Source organism: Armatimonadota bacterium, from assembly GCA_037138755.1.
In the GTDB taxonomy this organism is placed as follows: Bacteria; Armatimonadota; Fimbriimonadia; order Fimbriimonadales; family Fimbriimonadaceae; genus Fimbriimonas.
Map to the genome: position 1 here is coordinate 409,194 of JBAXHT010000001.1, position 22,469 is coordinate 431,662.

Below are 22,469 nucleotides of genomic sequence, written 5' to 3' on the forward strand. Positions count from 1 at the left end.
TAGGTCGCAGTGAGTTACGCAAACGGAGCTAGTGCATATCGGAAAAACGCCGCCATGGGGGCGTCACCGGTTCAATTGATCGTGATGCTTTACGATGGAGCCATTCGCTTCATGGAAGAAGGCAAGCGTGCAATGATCGATAAGAACTATGAAGTTCAAAACGCAAAGCTCCAACGATCACAGAAGATCGTGATGGAGCTCATGGGATCCCTGGACTTCTCGCAAGGTGGAGACATTGCCAAGAACTTGTTGAAGCTCTACGAATACGTTTTGGCCGAGCTGGTCGAGGCGAACATCACCGACGATCCGACCCGTATTGAGAACGCCCAATCAACGATGCGCGAGCTGCGCGAAGCTTGGGCAACGATTCAGAGTCAAGGAGCCCAGATTGCAGCCTAACGAAGTATCAAACTGGTTCGTACTAACCCTATCAGCTGAACAGGCAGCTCTTGACGAGGATTTTGAGCATCTGGACCAACTGCTAAGGCGTCGCGAGGAGATTCTCGAGGAGTGGGATGAGAGAAACGTTACATTCAACCTACGTCAGCAACGAGAGATCGAAGCAGCTGAAAATCGTCTCCTTGCTGCAATGGTCAAGCTACGAGACAAAGCTGGTGCGGACCTCAAACAGAGGAGTCAGCGCAACAAGGCTGTTGCCTCGTATCGGGCATCCGCATAAAGAAACACCTTCGGAAAAGCTTCCGAAGGTGTTTTCATCTCGCTAACTACTTTAGTTAAGCTGAGACGTGAGGACGTTCACTTTATCAATGGCGAACGAGAATGCTCCAGGCATTCTTCCTGAGCGGACGGGCAACGTAGCGCGAATCGTGATTGTCATTGCACCCAAACTCGAAACATACTTCGCCCTTGCTGCTGGTAGCAACTCGGTAGATCTGGTTTGGCGATCTGTCGTCAATCCAACGGAGTCAATCACCTCGTATACTCCGGTCTGCTGATTGAGTGCGAACACGCTCGCGCTGGCCCCTGGAACTCCTGCAACGGAGTAGGTGACCCGGAGGGTGTCGATGTTTGTGTACGGAAGCGTAAACAGCATCGTCGTGCCAGCAACTTGGCCAAGACCTCGTACGGGTTCGCTTCGGACAACAAAGTTGTTCGAATCGTCGCTGAACAAGCTGACTCTATCTCCGCTTGACAGGCGACCAGCATTGACCGTCGCAGAACCCGGAAGAGTTCTGTCTAGAGCAGTGTCCGGAAGCGTAACCACGAATGACTTGATGTAAGTCTGCCAACGGTTGTTGTCGCCAGCACCCATACCCACTGCCCAGAATTTGCCAACCGAACTAGGATCTTGTTCAACATCAAAGTAGTCGCCCCAACGGGTAGTGAAACCTTGATACTGAGTTCCAGTGGAACTATCCAAAACAACCGGTGCGCTCATCGCACCAGGCGGATCGGAAGGTCGACGACCACAGCCGATCAGCTGACCGGGAGTCGTCGTCCCGATTTTAGTGAAGGCAAGAGCGATACCGCCCCTGCTATCCAGAGCAACCGCGGGGAAATTGTATCCGTGTCCAGCTGGAGGATTGACTTGACCCGCCTGATTTAGAGTGGGAAGAGTTGCCGAAACCGGCCAGTTGTTCGTCTTGAACTCGTACCATCTCGCTGCAGGTCTCCTATCCGAAGCGCTCACGCCAGCACAGTGACTTGCTACGAGCCTTCCGTTGAGACTCGCGGCAGTCAAGATGCGCGGATCATTGTTCTGAACCGGAATTCCACCTGGGCCTTGAATTAAGGCATCGTAGTTGAACCACTGCGGAACTCCAACGATTGTCTGCTTGACGCTAAAGGCGCTCGCGGATTGTCGTTCCACCGCAGTCACGCGAACTGAGCTGTTGGATTCCTGCGAAACCGCATAAACAACCGGCGTTGTGCTGTCGTAAGTCTTAGCAAGTTGAACAGTAAAGTCATCAGCGATTGTAAACGAGAATGGAGTCGCAGTTCCGCCATAAAGCGTAGCCTTGTCAAACGCCATGATCTGAACACCGTTGAACCCTGTGCTTCCTTGCATGGCAAACATGTTGCCACTAAAAACGATCATGTCTTTGTTGTAGCCAAAGCCAGGATAGTCGAGCCAATAGTTATTGCTCCCAACCGTCTGTTTATTGTTCACCTTAAAGACCGACCAGACTCCGGTGGGATCGGAATCATCCGAAACCGCAATCAGGAAGCTACTCGTGCCGCTTGAGCCGGTGTCATTCAGACCGAGATCAACAACCACAAATCGCTTTGCAATTTGATCATAGATGACCTTCGGATCAAAATCGAACGCCTCTGGAGAAACCGATGCAAAGAACTGTTGACCAGATTGTTGGAAGGTCTTGTTACCCGCTTTGGTGAAAAATGCGATGTCCGAATTGACGACTTCAACGATATGGTTGGGACCAACTGCGATATCTGGATCAGGTGGCTCAGACCCTGTTGCTCCAATTGCAGGAAACAGAGCTCCCAGATTACCGATGCGTGGCTGCTCAAAGACCCCTCCAAGTGGGGTTGACGATCCTGGCCCGACCCCAAAAACACGTCTAAATCCGTGTTCAGGAACTTTAGCCAGCCCTTTGTGCGGGGCAACCTGAACCGCAAAGTCCTTGGTGTTGATGATGACCGCAGCCTTTGAAGCTCCGGCGCCGTGGGCGGTGACCTGACCCAAAAGTGATGCAGCTGCACCCAGCGCGAGTCCCGCGAACGCAAATGATAGTGAAACCTTCCTCATATGGGAGATACTCCTACCCTATAATAGCCCGATACGCCGCCAAACGCTCCGGCGTGTGGGTAACTCTTTACAGGTAACCTTAAGAAATGCTAACTATGGAACAGCATGAAGCGCTGTCTAAGGCTCGCCCGCGCCTGGACGCTATTGGAGGTCATCTTTGACCTACCTTCACTCAAATCCCAAATAAACCAGCTCGAAGAGCAGTCGGCACAACAAGATTTCTGGAACGATCCCACAGCGGCGAACAAGGTCCAACAAAGACTGAGTCGCCTCAAAGGAATCCTCACCCCGTTTGCGGTCCTAGATAAAACGGAAAGAGACATCGCCGAGCTCTATGAAATGCTGAAACTCGAGCCAGATGAAGCCCTTGAAAAAGAGGCAGACACGATGGCTATCCAGCTCTGTAAAGACCTGGACAACTACGAACTTCAGACCCTTCTCAACGGCGAATACGACGGGCGCAACGCGCTGCTCGAAGTCAACGCCGGTGCCGGAGGCTCGGAGGCTTGCGACTGGGCATCAATGCTCTATCGCCAGTACCTCAGATGGGCCGAGCGGCACGGGTTCAAGTGCGACCTTATCACCGAGAACCCTGGGGATGTCACTGGGTATAGAACAGTTCAGATTCTTGTCAGCGGGATGAACGCCTACGGCTACTTGAAATGCGAAGCCGGAGTCCACCGACTCGTCCGAATCTCACCTTTCGACTCGGCGTCAAGACGCCACACTTCGTTCTGCAAAGTCGAAGTCCTGCCCGAAATCGATGAGACAGAAGTCAACATCAACCCCGACGACTTGAAAGTGGAAACACTCAGAGCTGGAGGCGCAGGTGGACAGCACGTTAACAAAACCGAATCGGCCGTGCGAATCACGCACCTTCCGACCGGCATCGTTGTGAACTGTCAGAACGAGCGAAGCCAGCACAAGAACCGTGCGTCAGCGATGTCGGTTCTGCTTGGAAAGCTGATGGAGCTTGAGAAGGCGAACACTGCAGACAAGCTAAGCGACCTTAAAGGAGACGGTGGACCGGCTGCTTGGGGGCGACAAATCCGAAGCTACGTCATGCAACCCTACACCATGGTGAAAGACCACCGTACCGGTCACGAAACCGGAAACGTCACAGGTGTAATGGATGGCGACATTGATGGTTTTATCGAGGCATTCCTCAAAAAAGCTCCCTCGGAAGACAGTTATGTTGAATAGTAAATAGCATGATCTCTGCTCTCGTTTGCCTTGTCGCATTGAACCAAAAGGCTCCTGCAGCGGACTATTCAGTCCCCCTGGGAGCCTCCAGCCAGTTTCACGAAACAGTTCACCAGATCAAGACTAAGTTGGTAGCGAGGGACTTCATGGGAGCCTCCGCACTTGCAAAGGCCCTCCCTCAGTCAGTCATCACCTATCGGTTCAATTACAGTAAGGTCCCTAAGGACTTGCAAGAATCATTTAGAGACTCGACCTCCTTCGCCATCGCTTCTTGGCAGAAGAATCTGGATGGAAAAGCAACTTTGGTCGAGGCCAAGAAAGGTGTCCCTAATGTCCTAATCAGCTTCGAGCCAGTGCTCCAGAAGACGCCGGACACTAACGAGGTTCCTGGGGTTGCTCTGTTCTATGGAGCCTCCGCGTCGGAACCGAATGTCGAGGCAGTTGTCGCACTCAGACGAACGGCGCAACTGATCGAAACAAGCGCAACCGAGGCATTCAATGAGGTCATGTATGGGATCGGGAGCTACCTGGGACTAGCCCCGTCACCTGTGCCGGGTTCGGCGATGGGACGTGTCAACGGGCGCATGATGGGGCTAAATCTTGTCGGCAAGGACGAAAGCTTTGTAGCCGAGGCAAACCTGAAGCTAGCAAAAGCACTGAGAGTTGCCGCACTTTCGAAAACGGTCGTCAAGCCGACAAAACCCCAGCTCGCCGTATCAGATCGAGTCTTGCAGTTTAAGTCCGCGTTTCAGGGTGATACCGTATACCAGTTCGTCACCGTGACCAACAAAGGCGATGCGCCTCTCAGAATGAAGGCATTCGGCGATTGCTCTTGCATCTCCGGAGACGTGCTCTCCGAGCTAAAACCAGGAGAGTCAACGGCGCTCAAGGGGCGGTATCGTACCGACGAGTTGGTGGGAGACGTACAACATAACGTCGTCCTAATCTCTAACGATCCCGAACAGCCTACGCAGAAGTTTCCTGCCAAGATTCACGTTGAGCCTCGTGCAGAGGTGATCTACCCGACCAGCGATACGCTTATCCTCGACGGCGGTGAACGGAAGCTCACGTTTTACATCCACTCGGCCGAGCCGATCAAATGGAACATCCTCGCTGCCCAACTGATCCCCCTCGATAGCAAGGTCCTCTATGAGCCGTTCGAGGGAGACGTGACCGATTGGAAGACCGGCGGACAAACTAAGCACGTCAAAGGCTATAAAGTCACCACCGACTTCACATCGCTGAAAGATGAGCAGGTGTTTGGCCGAATCGCAATGACGGTCTACGCCGCGCTCTCCAACCCTAACCTTAAGCTCGTCCGAGCGCCGATCTTTATTCAAAAGGGGATCGTCGCCCAGCCAGAGCGCATCTACTTAGGCGCGCCGACCGGTCCCGCTGAAACCGTATTTGTGTTAAGTCGACCCGGCAAGCCGTTCAAGATCGTGAGTGCAACAAGCGACTCGAAGTACGTTTCGGTTCAAGTAGTTTCAAACAAACAGAATGGCGAGTACCGGATCTCCGTCAAATATGACGGTAAAGCCCCAGAGCACCGGCTAGATACCCAAATCCGGATCACGACTGATTCCGAGAAGCAACCTACCATCATCATCCCGCTCACAACGGCCCAGTCATGAAGTGGCTCCTGCCCGTCGCTGGACTCGCTTTGTTCGGCTTCGGCTTAGGCGGCCGAAATAGTGAAACGGTCTATGTCATCGTAACTGGCGGTGCCCGAGGAAGTATCGCCCCTTGCGGCTGTACGAAACCGATGACAGGGGGCCTTAGACGCATGGCGAGCATGGTCCGCGAATTAAAGACTCGGCACGGCGCGATCTGGATCGATACCGGAAACATCACCAACGCCCCCGGGCGCCAGTCAGAACTAAAAGTCGAAACCTACGCGCAGGTTCTGGGCGAATTGGGGGTTGATACCTTTGCCGTTACCCAATCCGAAAGATCCCTCGGTGAAGGCGTCGTTCTCTCCATGAAGTCTTTGGCGAAAGGAGTCGCCTTGGATCCAATAGAACGCTCTTCTATCAACTTGAAAGGATTAACGATCCTGTTGGATATTCCCGGGATTCCGCATGAGCCAGCAGAAATCACTCTCAGCGAGAGTGCGAATCATCAAGATTCAGGCTCAGTAACAGTCTTTCCCTCCGGTGGGGCCGCAATCGCGAACGGCCCCGTGGTTTCGCCTGGAGAAGCTTTGCGGGGCCTCGTCTTGTTGAAGTTTGTCGATGGCCAATTCAAAGAGTCGAAGGCGATTCCCCTCGAACCACGCGTCGCCGATGACCCCCAAGCGACGAAGGCGTTCGACAGTTACCTTTCGCGTCTGCGAGCAGAAAAGCTCGCTCAGCAAGTTCTTCGCACGGACCAAGGACGTTTTTCAGGCTCCGCAAGTTGCACGAAATGCCATCCATCTGCGGCCAAGGTGCACCTCAAGTCTGCTCATTCCCACGCCATGAAAACCCTGACAGTAGTGAAGCATGAGGCCGATCCCGACTGTATCAGTTGCCATTCTGTGGGCTTCGAAGCGAAAGGCGGATTTTCACCTCTTCAGCCAAAGAAATTTGCCGAAGTCGGCTGTGAGTCCTGCCACGGCGCATCCGCAGACCACGCGGCGAAACCAAAGCAGTTTAGGCTCCAAAAAGTTGGAGAGAAGAAATGCCTCAGTTGCCATACCACACGCACAAGCCCAGCATTCAATTTTGCGAAGAATTGGGCAAGAATCAAACACCGGTAGTGGGCAAAATGTGGATAACTCGTTAATATTTCACTAATCTCACTTTTTCAATAACCGCCGAAAACAAGAGTATTCACGAGCATTAACACATCATCCCGATAGAGTGACCGTGCATTTTCGGGTTGCGTTCTTAACGTTGACGCTCTACACTGTCTTCAGAAATCGATAGATTTCAATTCATTTTTTCGGCTCACAATCGTGGCACTCATTTCGGATAATCGGCAGGGACAATTGGTAGAAACTCGCACTCTAAGCGAGGTCTTTGCTTGCACCCGAAAGCCTTCATTTTCGACGCTGGCTCCATTGCCAAGTAACGTTGAAGCCATTGAAGCGGGACTTCTCTTCAGTCGTCAGCTACAACCTTTCGTCAGCATTTGCGGCCCGAGCGGCGTCGGCAAAAGCGAGATTCTTGCTGCCACCAAAGCTCATTGCGAAGACGCTTCGCTGATGAGTGCCGAGCACTATCTCAACACTCGCACCAGACTCAGCCCCCGTCAACCACTCATCATCGACGACTGTCAAGAGCTACTTGGAAAACCTCGAAGAATGGTCATGTTTCGCAGTGCCCTCGATCGGCGTGTTCGAGGAGGTTGCCCAACGATGCTCAGCTTCACATGCGACCAAGCCCCTAAGTCGGGCTTTGTTGTGATCCCTCAAAGCAAGCGCTGGGCAAAGTATCGAATCGAAGAGCCGAGCTTTGACGAGCGGCTACAACTCATTGCCCATGTCGCGCGCCAAGAACAAATGGCGATCAGTCCAATCTTGTGCCAACTTCTCGCCAAATGGCTCGGCGGAACCGGTCGAGGAATCTTAGGCGCGCTGCACCGGCTCAAGCTCGAACAACCAAACTGGATGAACTCGCGCGACGCTCTCCGCGCGTGCGGCGTTCTAGATGCCTACTTCAGTGGAAATCCCCATTGGGATCTTCGACATCGCGTGCTCAAAACGGCGAGCGCTTGTGAAGGGATCTTCCCACGTGTGGATTGCGTGGATATGGCTTGCTACACGCTTATCCGCACTGCAGCTCTCTGTGAGCACTCTGTCGCCCAGTTCATGTCAGAAACTCCGGGTAATTGCTACCAACGCGCGGAGCGGTTTGCTGAGCTTCGCCGCACCGAACCTTCCGTCGCACAAATTCACCATCAGTTCGTTGAACTCGTCCTAGATCGACTTCTTCGCTAATCCTCGTATTCTTGCGAACTAAAGGGTCCGTGGTTTGCAGTTACAATCCTAGTGGGCCTTTTACGCATGAACGAACCTGGCGGATTGCCAATCATCAAGGTTTGGTTGCAACCGGAGCACCTCGTTTCGACAGCAAAGCTGTTGCTGAACGGTCACAAGTTGCGTGCCCTCGGAGTGGTTGATTCAGATCGGCGACTACTCGGTCTAGTGACTCATGCTTCGCTTCAACTCGCTCCTGATGAGGCGCAACTTGCCTCGTTTCTCGCCCAAGCCGGAGAAGCGATACAGCTTCGAGCCAGTGTTCGAGAAGCAGCAAAACTTATTCAGGAGTCCACTGAAGACTATCTTCCTGTGCTCGAAGGATCCCGCTTCTGTGGCGTGCTCTCCGCCAAGGCCCTCCTCGGCCAGCTCCGTCAGTCCTTCGATCCGATGACGCAGCTGCCTTGGAGCGACGCACTTCGCGATTGGGGAGCCGACCAACTCCTGCACTCCAACGAAATCGCAGTCATCTTTATTGATCTCAACAAATTTGGTGCGTTCAATAAGCAGTACGGACACGTTGTCGGGGACAAAGTGTTGCAGGGCGTCGTCTCCGCGTTGCACCTCGCCATTGACCCGGCAACCGATCTGCTCGTGCGGTACGGTGGAGACGAATTTGCAATTGGCACCCTTCGCGATCGAGATGAGGCTGACGAACTGGTCGAGCAGCTTCGTCGTCTCGGATCAGCTTTGATGGTTGAGGGCGTCCCATCGCCGATCTCCTTTTCGGTAGGCATCCACGGCGGAAGACGTTCCAAGGTTCGCAACGACATTCACGTCCAAGCGAACTTGGATAACCTGGTGAACTTGGCAAGCCAAAACTGCCTCGCGTCCAAGGCAGGTTTGCCCGAGAAGGCAGATGCCCCAACTCCAGCTAAGAACCCGATCCCGCTCCCAACGACGTTCCCAGTGGTCGAGACAATCCAGGCCGACGATGATCCCAGCAGCCTGACCTACGTCGTCCTTAGAAACGAGGCAGGACTCTCGGTTGGTACATCCTTAAAAATGGGTCGTTCGCTCGCCGAATCGGTCGCTCTTGCCACCGCAAAGGCTCTCGAAAAAGCGTTTCCCGAATCAACTGTCACTATCGACAACCTCAAACTTACTCGAGCCGGGTCGACCGAGCTCGTCACGATGGATACAACCGTGGTTCGCGACGGCTTCCAGCGGTCTGTAACAGCAGAGGTCGAAGCAAACGACGACCTTCCCGAGTCGGTGGCTACCGGAGTGATTTCCGCCTATTTCGCAGAATAGCCGTCACTCCAGGCGTAGTATCAATCATGCCCCGCGAATCGCTCGAAATGCTCACCTTGATCGAGGGTGAACTGCCATCGGATCAGCCCAAACTTAGGGCATACATGGGCGCGCTTCGTCAAACAATTGAGGCCGAAGAGCGCGAAGCAATTGCCAGTGCGGAAGAGCTCGCCCAGTTTAGAGCAGCCTACGAAAAGCTGACCCAGCCCGCCAACCGTATTGGAGTTTTTTTGAAATGGATAGAGACAAAGGATGTGGGTCCTTTAGCTTTCGTGCTTCTTGGCGACAGCGAGTATGTCGTCACTTGGGACCCCATCATCGATCCGGAAAAGCTCGTTCTCGGGACACGAGTTCGGCTCAATGAGGCGTACGCCATCGTCGGCTTTGCTCCGTCAGCAGATCTGGGCTCTATCGCCAAAGTCTCCGAGGTGCTTGATGAGAATCGACTCCAGATCGGCGGAGACCAGCCGGGGGAAGGCACCCGTCTTGTTTTCCGAGCCGAAGCTCTTGCAAGTCAAGAACTCCACTCTGGCGATCGAGTCCGGCTCGATCCTACGGGAAGATTTGCCGTCGAACTTCTCCAGAAATCGGAAAACAAGGACTACTTCGTTGAGGAAATCCCAGCAATCAGTTGGGACCAAGTCGGTGGCCAAAAGGAGGCGATTCGACTGATTCGTGAAACCATCGAGCAACCGCTCCTGTACCCCGAGGTGTTTGAGGCGTACGGAAAGAAGCCCATCAAAGGAATTCTCCTCTACGGCCCTCCCGGCTGCGGCAAGACCCTGCTCGGCAAAGCCACTGCCCATAATCTGGCCAAGGAGTACAGCAAGCAACTTGGCCGAGAAGTGAAGGAGTGCTTCCTCAGTATCTCGGGTCCAAAGATTCTTAATATGTGGGTCGGCGAAACCGAGCGGATGGTTCGAGAAATCTTCGCGACCGCTCGAGCTCGGGCCAAAGAAGGGCAGCTCGTTTTCATCTTCATGGACGAAGCCGAATCGCTGTTGCGAACCCGATCCTCTGGTCGCAATTTCTCGATGAGCAATACAGTCGTTCCACAATTCTGCGCCGAACTCGACGGGCTGGTGGAGCTCGAAAATGTCGTCTTGATGCTCACCTCAAACCGTCCAGATTACATTGATCCTGCCATTTTGCGTCCGGGAAGAATCGACCGAAAGGTGAAGGTAGAACGACCAGACAAGGACGCCTGCCGCCAAATTCTCAACATCTATCTCGGCGCATCGCTTCCGTTCGATCCGGAGCTACTCACCGAAAATGACAACGAACCAGAGTGTGCAAGACGTTCTCTGGTTGAAACTGCGATGGACGAAATCTGGCGAAAGACTTCGAACCAGGAGATAGCGACAATTTATTTGAGAAATGGCAATCACGAAGTTCTCCACCGAAGCGACCTTGTCTCCGGAGCCATTCTAGAGAGCATCATTGACCGCGCCAAAGAAATCGCCATACGACGATCACTAGAGAACCGTCAAGTCCCGACGGGTCTAAAGTCCCAAGACATCGTGATAGCCACTCAGCAAGAGTTTGATGAGAACGATATACTTCCCAAATCGGATCAAGTTGAGGATTGGGTTCAATTGCTGGACGTTAAGGCTGAAAACTGTGTTGCCGTCAAGACAAGACGGACGGATAAGGCAAAGAATCTGGAAAACGAATTTGGAACACGCAGGAATAAAGGCATCGTCTGACGTTGGGGGCAAGACCATCCACTTGGATGAGTCTCTCAAAAAGTAAATCAAGTGGTAACAATAGCGTCATCTTCGCAAGAACCTGGCATTCGTCTCAATTCTGATCTCGTGGGCTCAACCGCCAAGTTCCAAGTCCATTTCGATATTGAAGTCAACTACCTTTTCGAAGGCTCAGCTCGGTACTTCTTTGGACGTACCGACTGGAACCTTCCCGAGCGCAGACTAGTTGCTTTTTGGGGAACAACACCACACCGTCTCATTGACGTGTCATCCAACGCCCGGTTGGCGACGTTGCGAATACCCCTGGTTGACTATTTGAAATGGGAGTCACCCAAGCCACTCTTCGAAGGGATCTTTGAAGGAGGAGTCATCATCGAACCGATCGAGCTCACGGCTCCTCAACGAATGGATCGATGGCTACTCGAGTATGCCGCAGAAGATCCGAACCTCAGATTGGCCGCTCTTTTGGAGATGCAAGCAGCAATGCTACGCTCTCAAGTGGCTGTTCCAGCGCGAAAGACATCCAATTCCAACTCAGAGGCAGAACCGGTAATGGTGATGTGTAAGCACATCAACGCAAATCTCCGAGAGTCACTCACTTCAAGCGATGTGGCCGACGTTGCTGGACTCCATCCGAACTACGCGATGCGGCTCTTCAAGCGACTCACAGGTATGACAATCCAAGAGTATGTCGTCCACAGCCGAATGGCCAATGCCCAGCGACTCCTTCTTCGCTCCAAAGAGAGTGTCGAGGATATCGGAGACAAAGCCGGTTTCCAGTGCGCTAGCCAATACTATGCGACTTTCAAGAAGGTCACGGGCTATACGCCACTCCAGTTCCGCAAAAAGCACCTAGCCTAAGCAGGACGCACTAATATCGGACGCGGTGGGACTGGTGTTGAAACCACGCTCACCGCAAAATTGATCCGGTCGCTCGCAAACTGAATTCCCTTCTGATCCCTTGCGTGAATCGTGACCAGAGGCTGTCCTTCGGTAACGAAGTCGCCAATCTTGGCATGAACCTCCAGCCCGACTGCTAAGTCGATCTCGTCATCCTTCGTCTTCCTCCCTGCTCCGAGTTCAAGGGCGATCTCGCCCAGTACTCGAGCATCCATCTTGGAAACACAACCGGAAACGGCGGCATTCACGGTCACCATTTCCGGAGCTTTGATGAGCCAACTAGGATCATCCAACTGGACCGTTGCTCCTTGCGCCGAGACCCACTCCTGCGCCTTGCGAAGTGCTCTGCCTGAGCTGAGCGTCGCCTCAACTCGTTCGAGAGCATCTCCCGCCGAAGGAGACAAACCGCTGACTCGAAGTGTCAGGGCTGCCAGGTATCTCACTAGCTCCCGGAAGCGTTTCGAGGTTGAACCGAGTTGGTCCTCGGGCTTGGTCAATACCTCGATCGCCTCTTGCACTTCGAGCGCATTTCCGATGCAGCGCCCCAAAGGCTGGTCCATATCCGTGATTGCGGCAAACACGTTCAGCCCTGCCTTCTTACCAACCGACACCAAAGCATCCGCCAGTTTCTCTGCATGCTCCCTTGTCGGATTGAACGAACCAGATCCACATTTCACATCCAATACAACCGTCTCGGCGCCACCCGCGATCTTCTTGGAGAGGATCGAGCCGACAATTAGAGGCAATGAACTCACGGTTTCCGTAACGTCCCGTAGCGCATACAACGTCTTGTCCGCCGGAGCGAGGTCCGAGGTCTGACCCGCGAGCACGATTCCGATCTTCTTGGCCTGTTCGATCATCGCCTCCGGTTCGATCTCGGTTGTCATCCCCGGAATCGCTTTCAACTTGTCCAGCGTTCCACCAGTGATCCCGAGGCCCCGTCCGGACATCTTCACCACGGATAAACCACATGCCGCTAGGAGAGGAGCCAGGACTAGGGTTGTCTTATCTCCGACCCCTCCTGTGCTGTGTTTGTCAACCCAGGGCTTCGGGACTCCGGTGAGATCAAGCCGTTGGCCGCTTCCTGCCATGGCAAGGGTTAGGTCGGCAGTTTCGGCGTCCGAGAGCGGTTTCAGATAAGCCGCCATGAGCCATGCGGCGAGCTGGTAGTCGGTTGCCGATCCATCCGCAGCGGCGGAGGCGAGTAAATCGAGGTCCGCTCGCGAGTGCACCCCGCCATCGCGCCGAGTCGCGATCAGGCTCCGAATATCCGTACTTGCTTCCTTCTTCTTCCGAGCCATGGCAGGGTCAAAGCATACTCAGAAAAGCGATTGCTGAAACCCGGCTTGCTCCTGAGCCACCAGGGTTTGGGGTTTCACTGAGTCATCACCGTCGATGTGCATCAGCTCCACCCCCCTCCGAAAAAGGGCTTCGCCGAGCAATCTTGACCGGTGGCACGAATGCGGCTTCTTGCACCCACACATCAAACAAAGCACCCGACCAGGCACCGTAGCCGCCCTCAAGAGCACATCAAGCCCTTTTGCCAGTTCCGGCACTTCGAACAAGGGGTTGATGTCCACAGAGTCGGGGTCTTTGCACAGGACGGGGGAATCCTGGACTCCGCCAAGGGTGTCTCCCATGTAGATGTACTTCAACCCCGTCGGAGGAACCAGCACTTCAAGACTCTGTCTGCGAAAGTCTTCCCAATAGATCGACTGCGGCACCGAGCGAACATCCACCAAGTGCGTGATGCCGAACCGCTCGACCAGAGCAATAAATGCGCCAAATCCCCGGTTCCCGTACCCAGCGGTGTAGATATCTGGTAATTCGCCCGTCATCCCCGCCATCCATTATGGAAGAAGCCCAGAGCAATGGAAAGCGCATGGGCTCTGTGGACCGGTTTAGGAGGAATGGTGGTAGCGACTGCTGGAACCTCTGCCTTTTGGTCTTGGAAAAACCGGCAGCGGTTCGATGCTGAGATTGATGCATTGCAGAAGGCGATGCCTTCATCGCGAGATGGCCTAGTCGTCTCAGCCCTGGCGATCGACTTGACACCAAAGGGCCATGAACCAGCCGGTTGGTTCTCCGATTTGATACCATTGCTGGACGAGATCGTTGCGAAGACAACGCTCCGCCGAGTTGGTGCGTTTCAAGGAACTTACATGGTGGTCGGAACTGACGAACGAGTTGCGAGCAGTGCGCTTCGCTCCGTCGCGCAAACCGCACTCGATCTGCGGGATCGCGTGATGTTGTACTCGGCCATGCGAGAGGTTCCGATGACGTGTGGGTGTGCCATCCACGCGGACATCGTGCCTACGATCGGCTTAGGTTCCACTGTAGCGTTGAGCCAACTTTGGAGCGAAACACTCGCACTTGCAGACCGGGCCAAGGACGGTCAAATCGACCTCAGTAGCCAGTCAGCTGAATGGCTTGGCACGGAGTTCGACATCAACATACTCGGTGAGCGGCCAGTTCTGTACGCTCGAAAGGTCGCTTAGTCACTCAAAAACTTGTTCACCTTCGGCCAAGCATCGAGTAGCGCGAACGTTACTCCGTTCTTTGTGCCGCCGTATTGCGTGGAGACGGGTGCGCCTTTCTTGAGCGAACCCGCAGGAGTGAGCAGGATGTGTCCAGCGTTTGGGTACCGCTCCCACTGCACTGCATGAGTAAAGTTCTTGGCTTTCAAACGAGCGACAGCAGCGGTTGTCAGTAACGAACTTGCCCAAACCGTGTCTCGATCTCCCGAAACAAAGAGGATTGGACCGTTGATCTGTTCAATCGGACTCCAGGCGGCTTCATTTCGCGTGCTTGTCGCCGCGGCGTTGTACTGGTCGACGACGCTTTGAGTTGACGCGAAATCAATCGTGACATGAGGCAACGGCTTTCCTCGCCATGAAAAAGCAGAATCTTTGCATGGAGTCGAGTAGTCTACGAATCCTTGGAATCGCAGGGCTGAAGGCGAAACCGCAACGACCTTCTTAATTCGCTTATCCATTGTTGCGTAAGTCAAGGCGGCCTCCGCTCCCCGAGAGACGCCTAACAAATAGATGCGGCTAGGATCAACTTCCGGTTGTTTTGAGAGCCAATCGACACCTCGTTTCACAACTTCCAGCGGTACATTGACCAGGTTCTTGGGCTGAGACTTACCCCCAAACCACTGTAGTGCCAAGCTCGGGAATCCTTCCCAAGCAAAGCCTTCGGCCGAAAAGCGAGTGAACGTGATGGCTCCTTCGCTACCGTGGAGTAGCAAGATCCCTGGCCGCCTAGTTGGCTGCATTGACTTGGCGTAATACTCTCCGATGACTTCGGGTTCGCTCAACCTGACGGGTGCAACTCTTGGTTGTAACTGGGCGGCAAGAAGGGCGAAGATCACAACTAGATACTACCGACCGTCAACCCTACTTGATTCCCGTCATCACGATGCCTTTCACGAAGTATCGCTGACCCAAGAGGAATAAGATGATGATCGGAATCATGACCAGCACAGAACCCGCCATCAGCAGCTCCCAGTTGTTCGTGTTCAGCGAGCGGTAAGTCGCCAATCCAAGTTCCAGAGTCTGGTTCTGAGGACTATTCAGGATAATGAGCGGACTCATGAACTCCTTCCAGTTGTAGATGAAGCTGAAAATACCAACCGTGGCCATTGCCGGCCCCATGTTTGGTAGCAGGAGCTTCCAGAAGATGACCGAGTGCGAAGCGCCGTCGAGCAGAGCAGCCTCATCAATATCTCTTGGAATGCCCATCAAGAACTGCCGCAACAAGAAGATATTGTAAGCTCCGCCCCCGAAAAATGCGGGGACGATGAGGGGCTTAAATGTATCGATCCATCCGAGATACTTCCATAGCGCGTACTGCGGAATCATCGTGACAATCCCTGGAAGCATCATCGTGCTCAGAAGCAGAATAAACAGTCGATCGCGACCTGGAAACTTGAGTCGCGCAAAACCGTACGCCACGATAGACGAGCTAAACATCACCCCAAAAGTCGAAAGAGTCGCGATAATGACCGAGTTCCTGAAGAACAGAAAAAACGGTGCGTTCTGGTTTGTCAGAACTGACTTGTAGTTTTCAAAAGCCCACTCTTTAGGCAGAGCCCAAACCGAAGACCCCGCGAGTTCTCCTGCCGTCTTCAGCGACATGACGACCATGATGTAAAACGGAAGCAGCGAGAGAACCACTCCAGCCACCAAAACAACCCAGAGCAGCGAGCGGAGAACGGCAGCCGTTCGCTGAGCTTTATCTGCCGACTGTTGCCAAATTTGTGATTGATCTTGCATGGCCTACTTGGTCTCCGCTTCGTAATAAACCCACTTGTTCTGCGCCCACCACTGCACGGCAGTAATGAGCATGATGATGATAAAAAGCACCCAGCCGAGAGCACTCGCATAGCCCATCCTCAGCGACTGGAACGCATTCCCAAACAGGTGGAATACGAAGAAACGAGTTGCATCGTTCGGACCACCGTTCGTCATGATGAACGCCTGGGTGAACGCCTGGAACGCCCCAACCATTCCGGTGATGAGCGTAAAGAAGATCGTTGGCGTAAGGAGCGGCAGGGTCACAGCTTTGAACCGCTTCATGATCCCGGCTCCGTCGAGAGTCGCCGCCTCATAGTAGTAGGTGGGAATCCCTTGGAGTCCGGCAAGGAACACGACAGTCCCACCGCCGATTCCCCAGAGCGACATGATGATCAACGCAGGAAGCGCCGTCCCTTCCGTCGCCATCCAGTCGACCGGTTTCGATGGGTCGGTCATGATCCACGCACTCAGCATCCGCCCAACCGGCCAGTTGCCGTTAGGACCATAGAGGAAGAAGTTCAGCATTCCTGTCTCGGCGTTGAACACACGAAGCCAGATCAGCGAAGCGGCCACTGCAGACGTAATCGAAGGCACATAGTAGAGCGTTCGGAACAGCGAGACCCCCTTCACCTTTTGATTCAACAGCAACGCCAATCCGAGCGAACCGATGATTCCCATGGGAACCGAGAAGATCACATAGATGGTGGTCACCTTCAGCGACTTCCAGAATGACGGGTCGATATTCGCCATTTCGTTGAAGTTGCCTAGCCCCCTTGCCTGAGCGGGCAAGATCATATCCCAGTTCGCAAACGCCATCATGAGAGAAAGCATCATCGGAACCAGAGTGAAAATCAAGAATCCAAGAATCCAGGGCGATAGGAACCAGTAGGCCGAGCGCGTCTCTCCGCGCTCAAGCTGTGTTAGCTTGTGCCCGAAATGCGGCTTGTAGATCCAAACCACAATCCCAACGAATATCGCCGAACAAATCGCAATCCCCAGGGGCCAGTTGAAGGGAGGCAAATTCTCTTCTTTGCGAAGAAAATCGAGTCTTGTTTGAGCATCAACCGCGTTTTCCTTAAGAACCGCTTCAGCCGTCTTTTGACCATTCCAAATCAGCTCCTGGCCCTTATTCACTCGGTCTGTAATTGCCTGAGCATACTGAGATGTGGTCTGAAACTGAACATAGGGAACGGCTTCGTCGGTCAACAACCGGTTCGCGGGATATTGCTCCTCGATCGGGGTCTCAGGGCCAGGAACCCACAGTCCTGGTTTGATCGCCAACGAGCGAATCGCCGGTTGAGCGATGCCAGCTTTTGCCATGGCGATCATCCCCGGCTCACCACCCATGAACCGCGTCAGCCGCCAAGCAGCTTCCTTGTTCTTGGTCGAGCTCATGATTCCGTAGCCAGATCCACCGGTCGGGAACTTCAAAACCTTCTTGCCATCTTTTCCGGCATACGCCGGAGCCATGGCGATATCCCAGTCAAAAAACTCTTTCGAGCCGGGCTTTAGCATCTTGCGGATGTTGGGGACCTCCCAGATACCGTTTTGATACATTGCCACCCGTTGCTGAACAAACAGCGCTTGGGCGGTTGAACCAGCAAAGGCCGAACTCTGCTCCGTCACCGAAGGAGCATAGTGATACTTGTTCATGAAGTCCGCTGCGAATTGCAACGCCTTGGCGTACTCAGGATTCCCGATCAGGACCTTCGTCGGAGACTCCATGTTGTCAAATGGCAGTAGGCCTGTCGCATAAACGATCATGTCCGCGAACAGCCCCGTCCAGCCCGACGTGTAGCCCCACTGAACGTACTTCCCTTCCGCGTTTTGTTTCTTAAACTGGTCACACACCCATAGAAAGTCTTTCTCCTTGAGCTCGGGCCGAATCTTGAAATCCCAAGTCCAATCTCCGTTGGGATACGGAAGACCAGCCTTCTTGAACATCCCCTTGTTGTAGTAAATCAACCCCATCGGAGCGATGTCGCGTGGGAGAGCATAACACGTTCCCTGGAACGAGTGTGCATCAACAATCGGCTTGTAGTACTCCTTGATGTCAAAGCCCGGAGTTTGCTCAAAAAACGGGTTCAGTGGCAAAAGTGCTTTCCGGACTGCCAATGCTTGAAAGTGCTGGGGATCCATCATTACCACGTCTGGAGCGACGCCGGCAGCGTAGGTCACCAACATCTTCTGGTGATAGAGGTTGTAGTCTGGATAGTTCTCCAGCTCTACCTTGATATCGGGATTCTGCTTCTCGAAATCTTCGACCAAGCCACGAATGGTCTCCAACGCCTTGTCGCCATCCCAGACGCTAAACCTCAGCGTGGTGACGTTTGCAAAACTGGTAACCGACACCATCAGCAAAGTCACAAGCAGTAACAGGCGAAAGAGGAGTCTTGTCATGGCAGCGTCGCCGGTGATGGCTCTGACATTTTATCGGTAAATCTCCCTTTTCGCTAGTGGAACTTTGCACATCGGCGTAAATACAACTAAAAGGGTAAAATCAAACCCACCTCGCGGTGCTCGATGAGTGAGCGAATCAACGACTCCAAGGAGCCTTCAGCGGTTGAGCTGACAAGCGGTCCGGCGGTTCAAACGCCGACCCCTGCTTCTTCCATCATCGACGCAATTACCAGTCTCAAAGCGACTGGCCACCCCGAGACCCAGGAGCAAACGCAAGCAATGGCAAATGAACAGTTCGACGCAGATTTGATCGTGATTGGAGCCGGCCCTGGTGGCTACTACGCTGCCATTCGAGCCGCACAAGAAGGACTGAAGGTCATTTGTGTCGAAAAGGATCAGCTGGGTGGAACCTGTCTCAACTGGGGCTGTGTGCCATCCAAGGCCATGATCGCCAGCGTCGAAATGCTCCACAAAACTAAGCACGCCGACACCTTTGGCCTCAAGAAGATTGTTAACGCTGAAATGGACTTCCCGGCGATGATGGCCCGAAAGGACAAGATCGTCCTCACCGAACGAAACGGGATCGGCTTCCTGTTCAAGAAGAAAAACATCAACCACGTTAAGGGATTTGCAAAGTTTGTTGATGCCAACACGATTTCTGTAAAGGGCGAAGATGGCAAGGAAACTAAGTACAGAGGAAAGAACTTCATCCTCGCCATGGGATCTTCGGTCATCCACATTCCAGTTCCCGGTCTCGAAGGCGGAAAAGACGCAGGCGTCTGGACTTCCGACGAAGCCGTTTACGCACCGTTCGTTCCGAAGAAGATGGTCGTCCTTGGCGGCGGTGCCGTCGGCTGCGAATTCAGCTTCGTCTTCAACGGTCTCGGAACCGAGGTCACCCTCGTCGAGATGATGCCAACCTTGCTCAACATCATGGATGAAGAGCTAGGCAAAGAGCTCGCCAAGAACCTCACCAAGCAAGGTGTCAAGGTCAAGACAGGCGCAACCATCGAGAAAGCCGAAAAGACCAAGACCGGATGGAAGGTCACCGTCAAGCAAGGAACCGCCGAAGAGGTCATCGAGGCCGACGTTGTTCTGCTCGGAGTCGGACGAAAGGCAAACACCGAAGGCATGAACCTGGAGGGCATCGGCGTCAAGATGCATCGACGCGGCGTCGAAATCCTCGACGACACCCTCAAAACCCACGTTCCAAACATCTGGGCAATCGGCGACGTCACTGGCCGAATCCAGCTCGCTCACGTGGCTCAGCAAGAGGGTCTCACCGCCGTCCACAACATTCTTCACCCCGAGTCGCCTAAGAAGCTCGATTACCGTTTCGTTCCGAACGCGGTCTACACCTCGCCCGAAGTCGCGTCGTGCGGACTTACGGAAAGCGAAGCCCAGGCCAAGGGTTACGACGTCGTCGTCGGACGATCCAAGTTCCAGATCTTCGCCAAAGCGATGGCAAACAACGAAACCGAAGGATTCGTTAAAGTCGTCGCTGACAAAAAGTACGGCGAAATCCTCGGCGTCCATATGATCGGCGGACACGTCACCGACCTCATCCACGAAGCCGTCGTTGCCCTCGTCCATGAAGCAACCCTCGACTCCATGGAAACCGTCATCCACGCCCACCCAACCATGGCCGAAGCCGTTATCGAAGCCTTCGAAGACGCCATGGGCCACGCGATTCACAAAGCGTAACACGCTCCGGCGCCCCCTCTCCAATTGTGGAGAGGGGGTTGGGGGGTGAGGACGCTATGGTACCAACCGAAATCCGGGAGGATATCAGCTCTGGATATTCAACCCACCCCCACACCAGAAGAAGCTTGGGTTCCAGGAGCTAACTGCGGATCCATGTTTTTTGGAACTGAGGTTCCTGCCGGCCTCGTAAGCACTAGCAGATGCTTTCCATTGCCCTCGCGAGCGCGATTTTACAATCGCAGAAATACACGGTCGTTACACACCCCAAGCTCCAGTCGGAACAAAGTTTTGATGTCCAGATCACCCAACTGCCCGCCCTGCTTGACTCAATTTCGAAGTCAACGGGCATCGAAATCCGCGCAATCAACCCGCTATACAACCTCAAACTAGACATTTTTACGGGCAAAACCAGAGTCGGAACGGTTCTCGCCAAAATCGCTGAGACCCTCAATGCCGAATGGGAACAGACCTCCACCGGATTCGTCCTCACCCAGCAGCCCAAAGCCCAGAACGACGAGCGCAACTACCTTCAGGCTGAGATTGACTACGCCCGCCAGAACGCGGATTTCGAGATCGCCGTCTGCAAACGAATCGCCCAAATCGTTCCCCCAACAACCGACCAAAGAATCGACCCGAAAATGCTGGCCGCCTGGAAAGAAGCCAAGGTCACCGGGATCGGGAACGGCGGCGACAAAAACTTCTTCGAAGAATACAAACCGGCAAGCCAAAATGCTAAGAGAGAACTTGATCAGGCGATCGCCCAGAAAAAGTCTCCCGAGGAGATTCGATCACTCCGCATAGAAGCGGAAGCCTTCAGCCGCATCGCGGCAGGCAGTCCGCCGCTCATCAAATCCAGGCTTCTCTCCAACCTCACTGTCAAGGAACTTGAGAGTTACCGTTCCGGTCTTCCCTTTGCCTGCTCTACTGAAGGAAATGGGAAATCCAAAATCTACGCTGGCGACATCGTTGGCGGCTTTGTTGCGTTCAAAAACGGCGAACCAAAACCCTGTAAAGCGTTCGGGCTCACCCAAATCATCCCTGAAACTTTTGAATTGGCATATGTCGAGTACGCGTACGGCGACGGCGGAACCGGAATCAGCGGCGGAGCTGGAAGAACCTCGCCTGTGAGTGGTATTCCTGATCTCCTGGAATCCCACCCGTTCATTCAAAGTCTTCGAAACTGGGAGCAAAATGCTCAACTGCAACCCACTTTCGGTCAGCTCCTCGACACAACTAAGGCCAAGCCCACCCCTTCACCCTATTTCGTCAAGGGTTACAGATTCGGAGACCATCTCCGCTGGTTCCACCAGTCAACCGGTATCCCGGTTGTCGCAATCGCTAATCGCAAAATGCACAAATGGGCCAAGCTTGAGCGACAATTCCGAACTGCCGGTGACTACCTGACTGCCTTCCAAAAGGCAGGAGGAGGATTCTTCCGAAAATCAGGAGACTTTGTTCTTGCCCGCACCGGCGCCTACTGGCGCGACCGTCAAACCGAGCTCCCCGAGTCCTGGTATGCCCCACTCGAAGCGCAACCCAAGCTCGACTACCGAGCCTACTGCCGCGCCGCTTTACCGCTCACTCGGATCCAGAGCATGCTCCTCTCCTCCCGTGAAGGTTTCCTAACAAAATTTGATCCCACCCCGTTCCAAGGTTCAATCTTAGCCCTAAAACTCATCGGAGGACTCTCGGATACTCAAGTCAACCAGGCGCTCAAGCCAGAAGGGCTCTCCATCTCCAACATGTCCACTACCCAAGTGCAACAAGTCCAAACAACCATTCTCCAAAGCGTTCTCGAAGGTACCTATGTCAAACCTGACTTCCTGGTTGAGATCATCGACAAAGGCTTCGACCCCCGAACGTACGCCGGAGTGAGCTTCGCGATCAAGCCGAACAGCAAGTCAAACATGATGGTCGGCGCGACCGTCGTCGACGATGGCGAAACCGTCGTGCAACCCCAGAAGGACTACAAAGATGTGCTCATGACCGACTTTGTGTTCACTCGAAACGGCCAAGAAATCATGCGCTTCCACGGCTACGGAGCCTGAGCGATCGGAAGCCCTGCTCACAGAAGGACCAAATCCATCCCGCGAAGCGGCATGACTCCGGCTCCCCCTCTCCACTCGTAGAGAGGGGGTTGGGGGGTGAGGACGACCACCGAACGGCTAGTTCCAAGCCGAAGTCTCAAAAATCAAGATGTAAGGTTGACAAACCCCCGGTTTCGTTGCCTAGTAATTGAGGATCTAATGATCTAGACTGCTGGGTCTTCAGCACAGCTCTGTTCAGCTCGCTTCAACGAGCGTGGAGACACC

The 22,469-nt window shown here is 53.9% G+C and carries 18 protein-coding genes; 12 read left to right on the top strand and 6 right to left on the bottom strand.

Going from position 1 to position 22,469, the window contains the following annotated elements; genetic code table 11:
• The first annotated feature begins 9 nt into the window (after window positions 1-9).
• Complete coding sequence (gene fliS / locus WCK51_01925) at window positions 10-399, top strand: flagellar export chaperone FliS (GenBank protein MEI7575622.1); 390 nt, start codon at window positions 10-12, stop codon at window positions 397-399.
• The gene (locus WCK51_01930; GenBank protein MEI7575623.1) at window positions 389-679 is read left to right on the top strand and encodes a hypothetical protein; all 291 of its coding nucleotides are present in this window, start codon (window positions 389-391) and stop codon (window positions 677-679) included. Before fliS ends, WCK51_01930 begins: the two co-directional genes overlap by 11 nt.
• 51 nt (window positions 680-730) lie before the next feature.
• On the opposite strand, the gene WCK51_01935 is transcribed toward WCK51_01930, so the two are convergent.
• Entirely contained in the window at window positions 731-2,731 is a 2,001-nt protein-coding gene (locus tag WCK51_01935) for a hypothetical protein (GenBank protein MEI7575624.1), read from the bottom strand.
• Between the two features lie 86 nt (window positions 2,732-2,817).
• Here WCK51_01935 and prfB point away from each other — a divergent pair.
• From prfB to WCK51_01970, 7 genes are all read left to right on the top strand, one after another.
• Window positions 2,818-3,934 (top strand): peptide chain release factor 2 gene (gene prfB / locus WCK51_01940; GenBank protein MEI7575625.1). Its coding sequence is split into 2 segments (ribosomal slippage): window positions 2,818-2,889 and window positions 2,891-3,934, totalling 1,116 coding nucleotides; the frame shifts between segments, so codons are not numbered across the junction.
• 8 nt (window positions 3,935-3,942) lie between these two features.
• A complete protein-coding gene (locus WCK51_01945; protein MEI7575626.1) occupies window positions 3,943-5,568 on the top strand; it encodes a DUF1573 domain-containing protein in 1,626 nt (541 codons plus the stop codon).
• Window positions 5,565-6,674 (top strand): cytochrome c family protein, encoded by a 1,110-nt coding sequence (locus WCK51_01950; GenBank protein MEI7575627.1) that lies wholly within the window; start codon window positions 5,565-5,567, stop codon window positions 6,672-6,674. The genes WCK51_01945 and WCK51_01950 overlap by 4 nt, the downstream gene beginning before the upstream one ends.
• A 231-nt stretch (window positions 6,675-6,905) precedes the next feature.
• On the top strand, window positions 6,906-7,856 hold the full coding sequence (locus WCK51_01955; protein MEI7575628.1) for a hypothetical protein: 951 nt from the start codon (window positions 6,906-6,908) through the stop codon (window positions 7,854-7,856).
• A 51-nt stretch (window positions 7,857-7,907) separates the two neighbouring features.
• The gene (locus WCK51_01960; protein MEI7575629.1) at window positions 7,908-9,149 is read left to right on the top strand and encodes a GGDEF domain-containing protein; all 1,242 of its coding nucleotides are present in this window, start codon (window positions 7,908-7,910) and stop codon (window positions 9,147-9,149) included.
• Window positions 9,150-9,175: 26 nt separating this feature from the next.
• Window positions 9,176-10,855, top strand: a complete 1,680-nt coding sequence (locus WCK51_01965) for an AAA family ATPase (protein MEI7575630.1) — start codon at window positions 9,176-9,178, stop codon at window positions 10,853-10,855.
• A gap of 108 nt (window positions 10,856-10,963) precedes the next feature.
• Entirely contained in the window at window positions 10,964-11,716 is a 753-nt protein-coding gene (locus WCK51_01970; GenBank protein MEI7575631.1) for a helix-turn-helix domain-containing protein, read from the top strand.
• Here WCK51_01970 and WCK51_01975 read toward each other — a convergent pair.
• Both WCK51_01975 and WCK51_01980 read right to left on the bottom strand, forming a co-directional pair.
• On the bottom strand, window positions 11,713-13,056 hold the full coding sequence (locus WCK51_01975) for a thymidine phosphorylase (protein ID MEI7575632.1): 1,344 nt from the start codon (window positions 13,054-13,056) through the stop codon (window positions 11,713-11,715). The two genes, WCK51_01970 and WCK51_01975, sit on opposite strands and share 4 nt — an antisense overlap.
• Before the next feature lie 18 nt (window positions 13,057-13,074).
• Window positions 13,075-13,593 (bottom strand): DUF488 domain-containing protein, encoded by a 519-nt coding sequence (locus tag WCK51_01980; GenBank protein ID MEI7575633.1) that lies wholly within the window; start codon window positions 13,591-13,593, stop codon window positions 13,075-13,077.
• 33 nt (window positions 13,594-13,626) lie between these two features.
• Here WCK51_01980 and WCK51_01985 point away from each other — a divergent pair, with 33 nt between their 5' ends.
• Entirely contained in the window at window positions 13,627-14,253 is a 627-nt protein-coding gene (locus WCK51_01985) for an adenylate/guanylate cyclase domain-containing protein (protein ID MEI7575634.1), read from the top strand.
• Here the strand turns inward: WCK51_01985 and WCK51_01990 are convergent.
• From WCK51_01990 to WCK51_02000, 3 genes are read right to left on the bottom strand one after another with little or no spacing between them, the layout of a single operon-like run.
• Window positions 14,250-15,128, bottom strand: a complete 879-nt coding sequence (locus tag WCK51_01990; GenBank protein ID MEI7575635.1) for an acyl-CoA thioester hydrolase/BAAT C-terminal domain-containing protein — start codon at window positions 15,126-15,128, stop codon at window positions 14,250-14,252. The two genes, WCK51_01985 and WCK51_01990, sit on opposite strands and share 4 nt — an antisense overlap.
• A gap of 25 nt (window positions 15,129-15,153) precedes the next feature.
• Entirely contained in the window at window positions 15,154-16,032 is an 879-nt protein-coding gene (locus WCK51_01995; protein ID MEI7575636.1) for a carbohydrate ABC transporter permease, read from the bottom strand.
• Window positions 16,033-16,035: 3 nt separating this feature from the next.
• The gene (locus WCK51_02000) at window positions 16,036-18,453 is read right to left on the bottom strand and encodes an extracellular solute-binding protein (protein MEI7575637.1); all 2,418 of its coding nucleotides are present in this window, start codon (window positions 18,451-18,453) and stop codon (window positions 16,036-16,038) included.
• 123 nt (window positions 18,454-18,576) lie between these two features.
• On the opposite strand from WCK51_02000, the gene lpdA reads away from it, so the two are divergent.
• Both lpdA and WCK51_02010 read left to right on the top strand, forming a co-directional pair.
• Window positions 18,577-20,157 carry a dihydrolipoyl dehydrogenase gene (lpdA, locus tag WCK51_02005; GenBank protein MEI7575638.1) on the top strand — a complete coding sequence of 527 codons (1,581 nt, stop codon included), beginning with the start codon at window positions 18,577-18,579 and terminating at the stop codon, window positions 20,155-20,157.
• A 200-nt stretch (window positions 20,158-20,357) separates the two neighbouring features.
• Window positions 20,358-22,205 carry a hypothetical protein gene (locus WCK51_02010; protein MEI7575639.1) on the top strand — a complete coding sequence of 616 codons (1,848 nt, stop codon included), beginning with the start codon at window positions 20,358-20,360 and terminating at the stop codon, window positions 22,203-22,205.
• The last annotated feature ends 264 nt before the right edge of the window (window positions 22,206-22,469 follow it).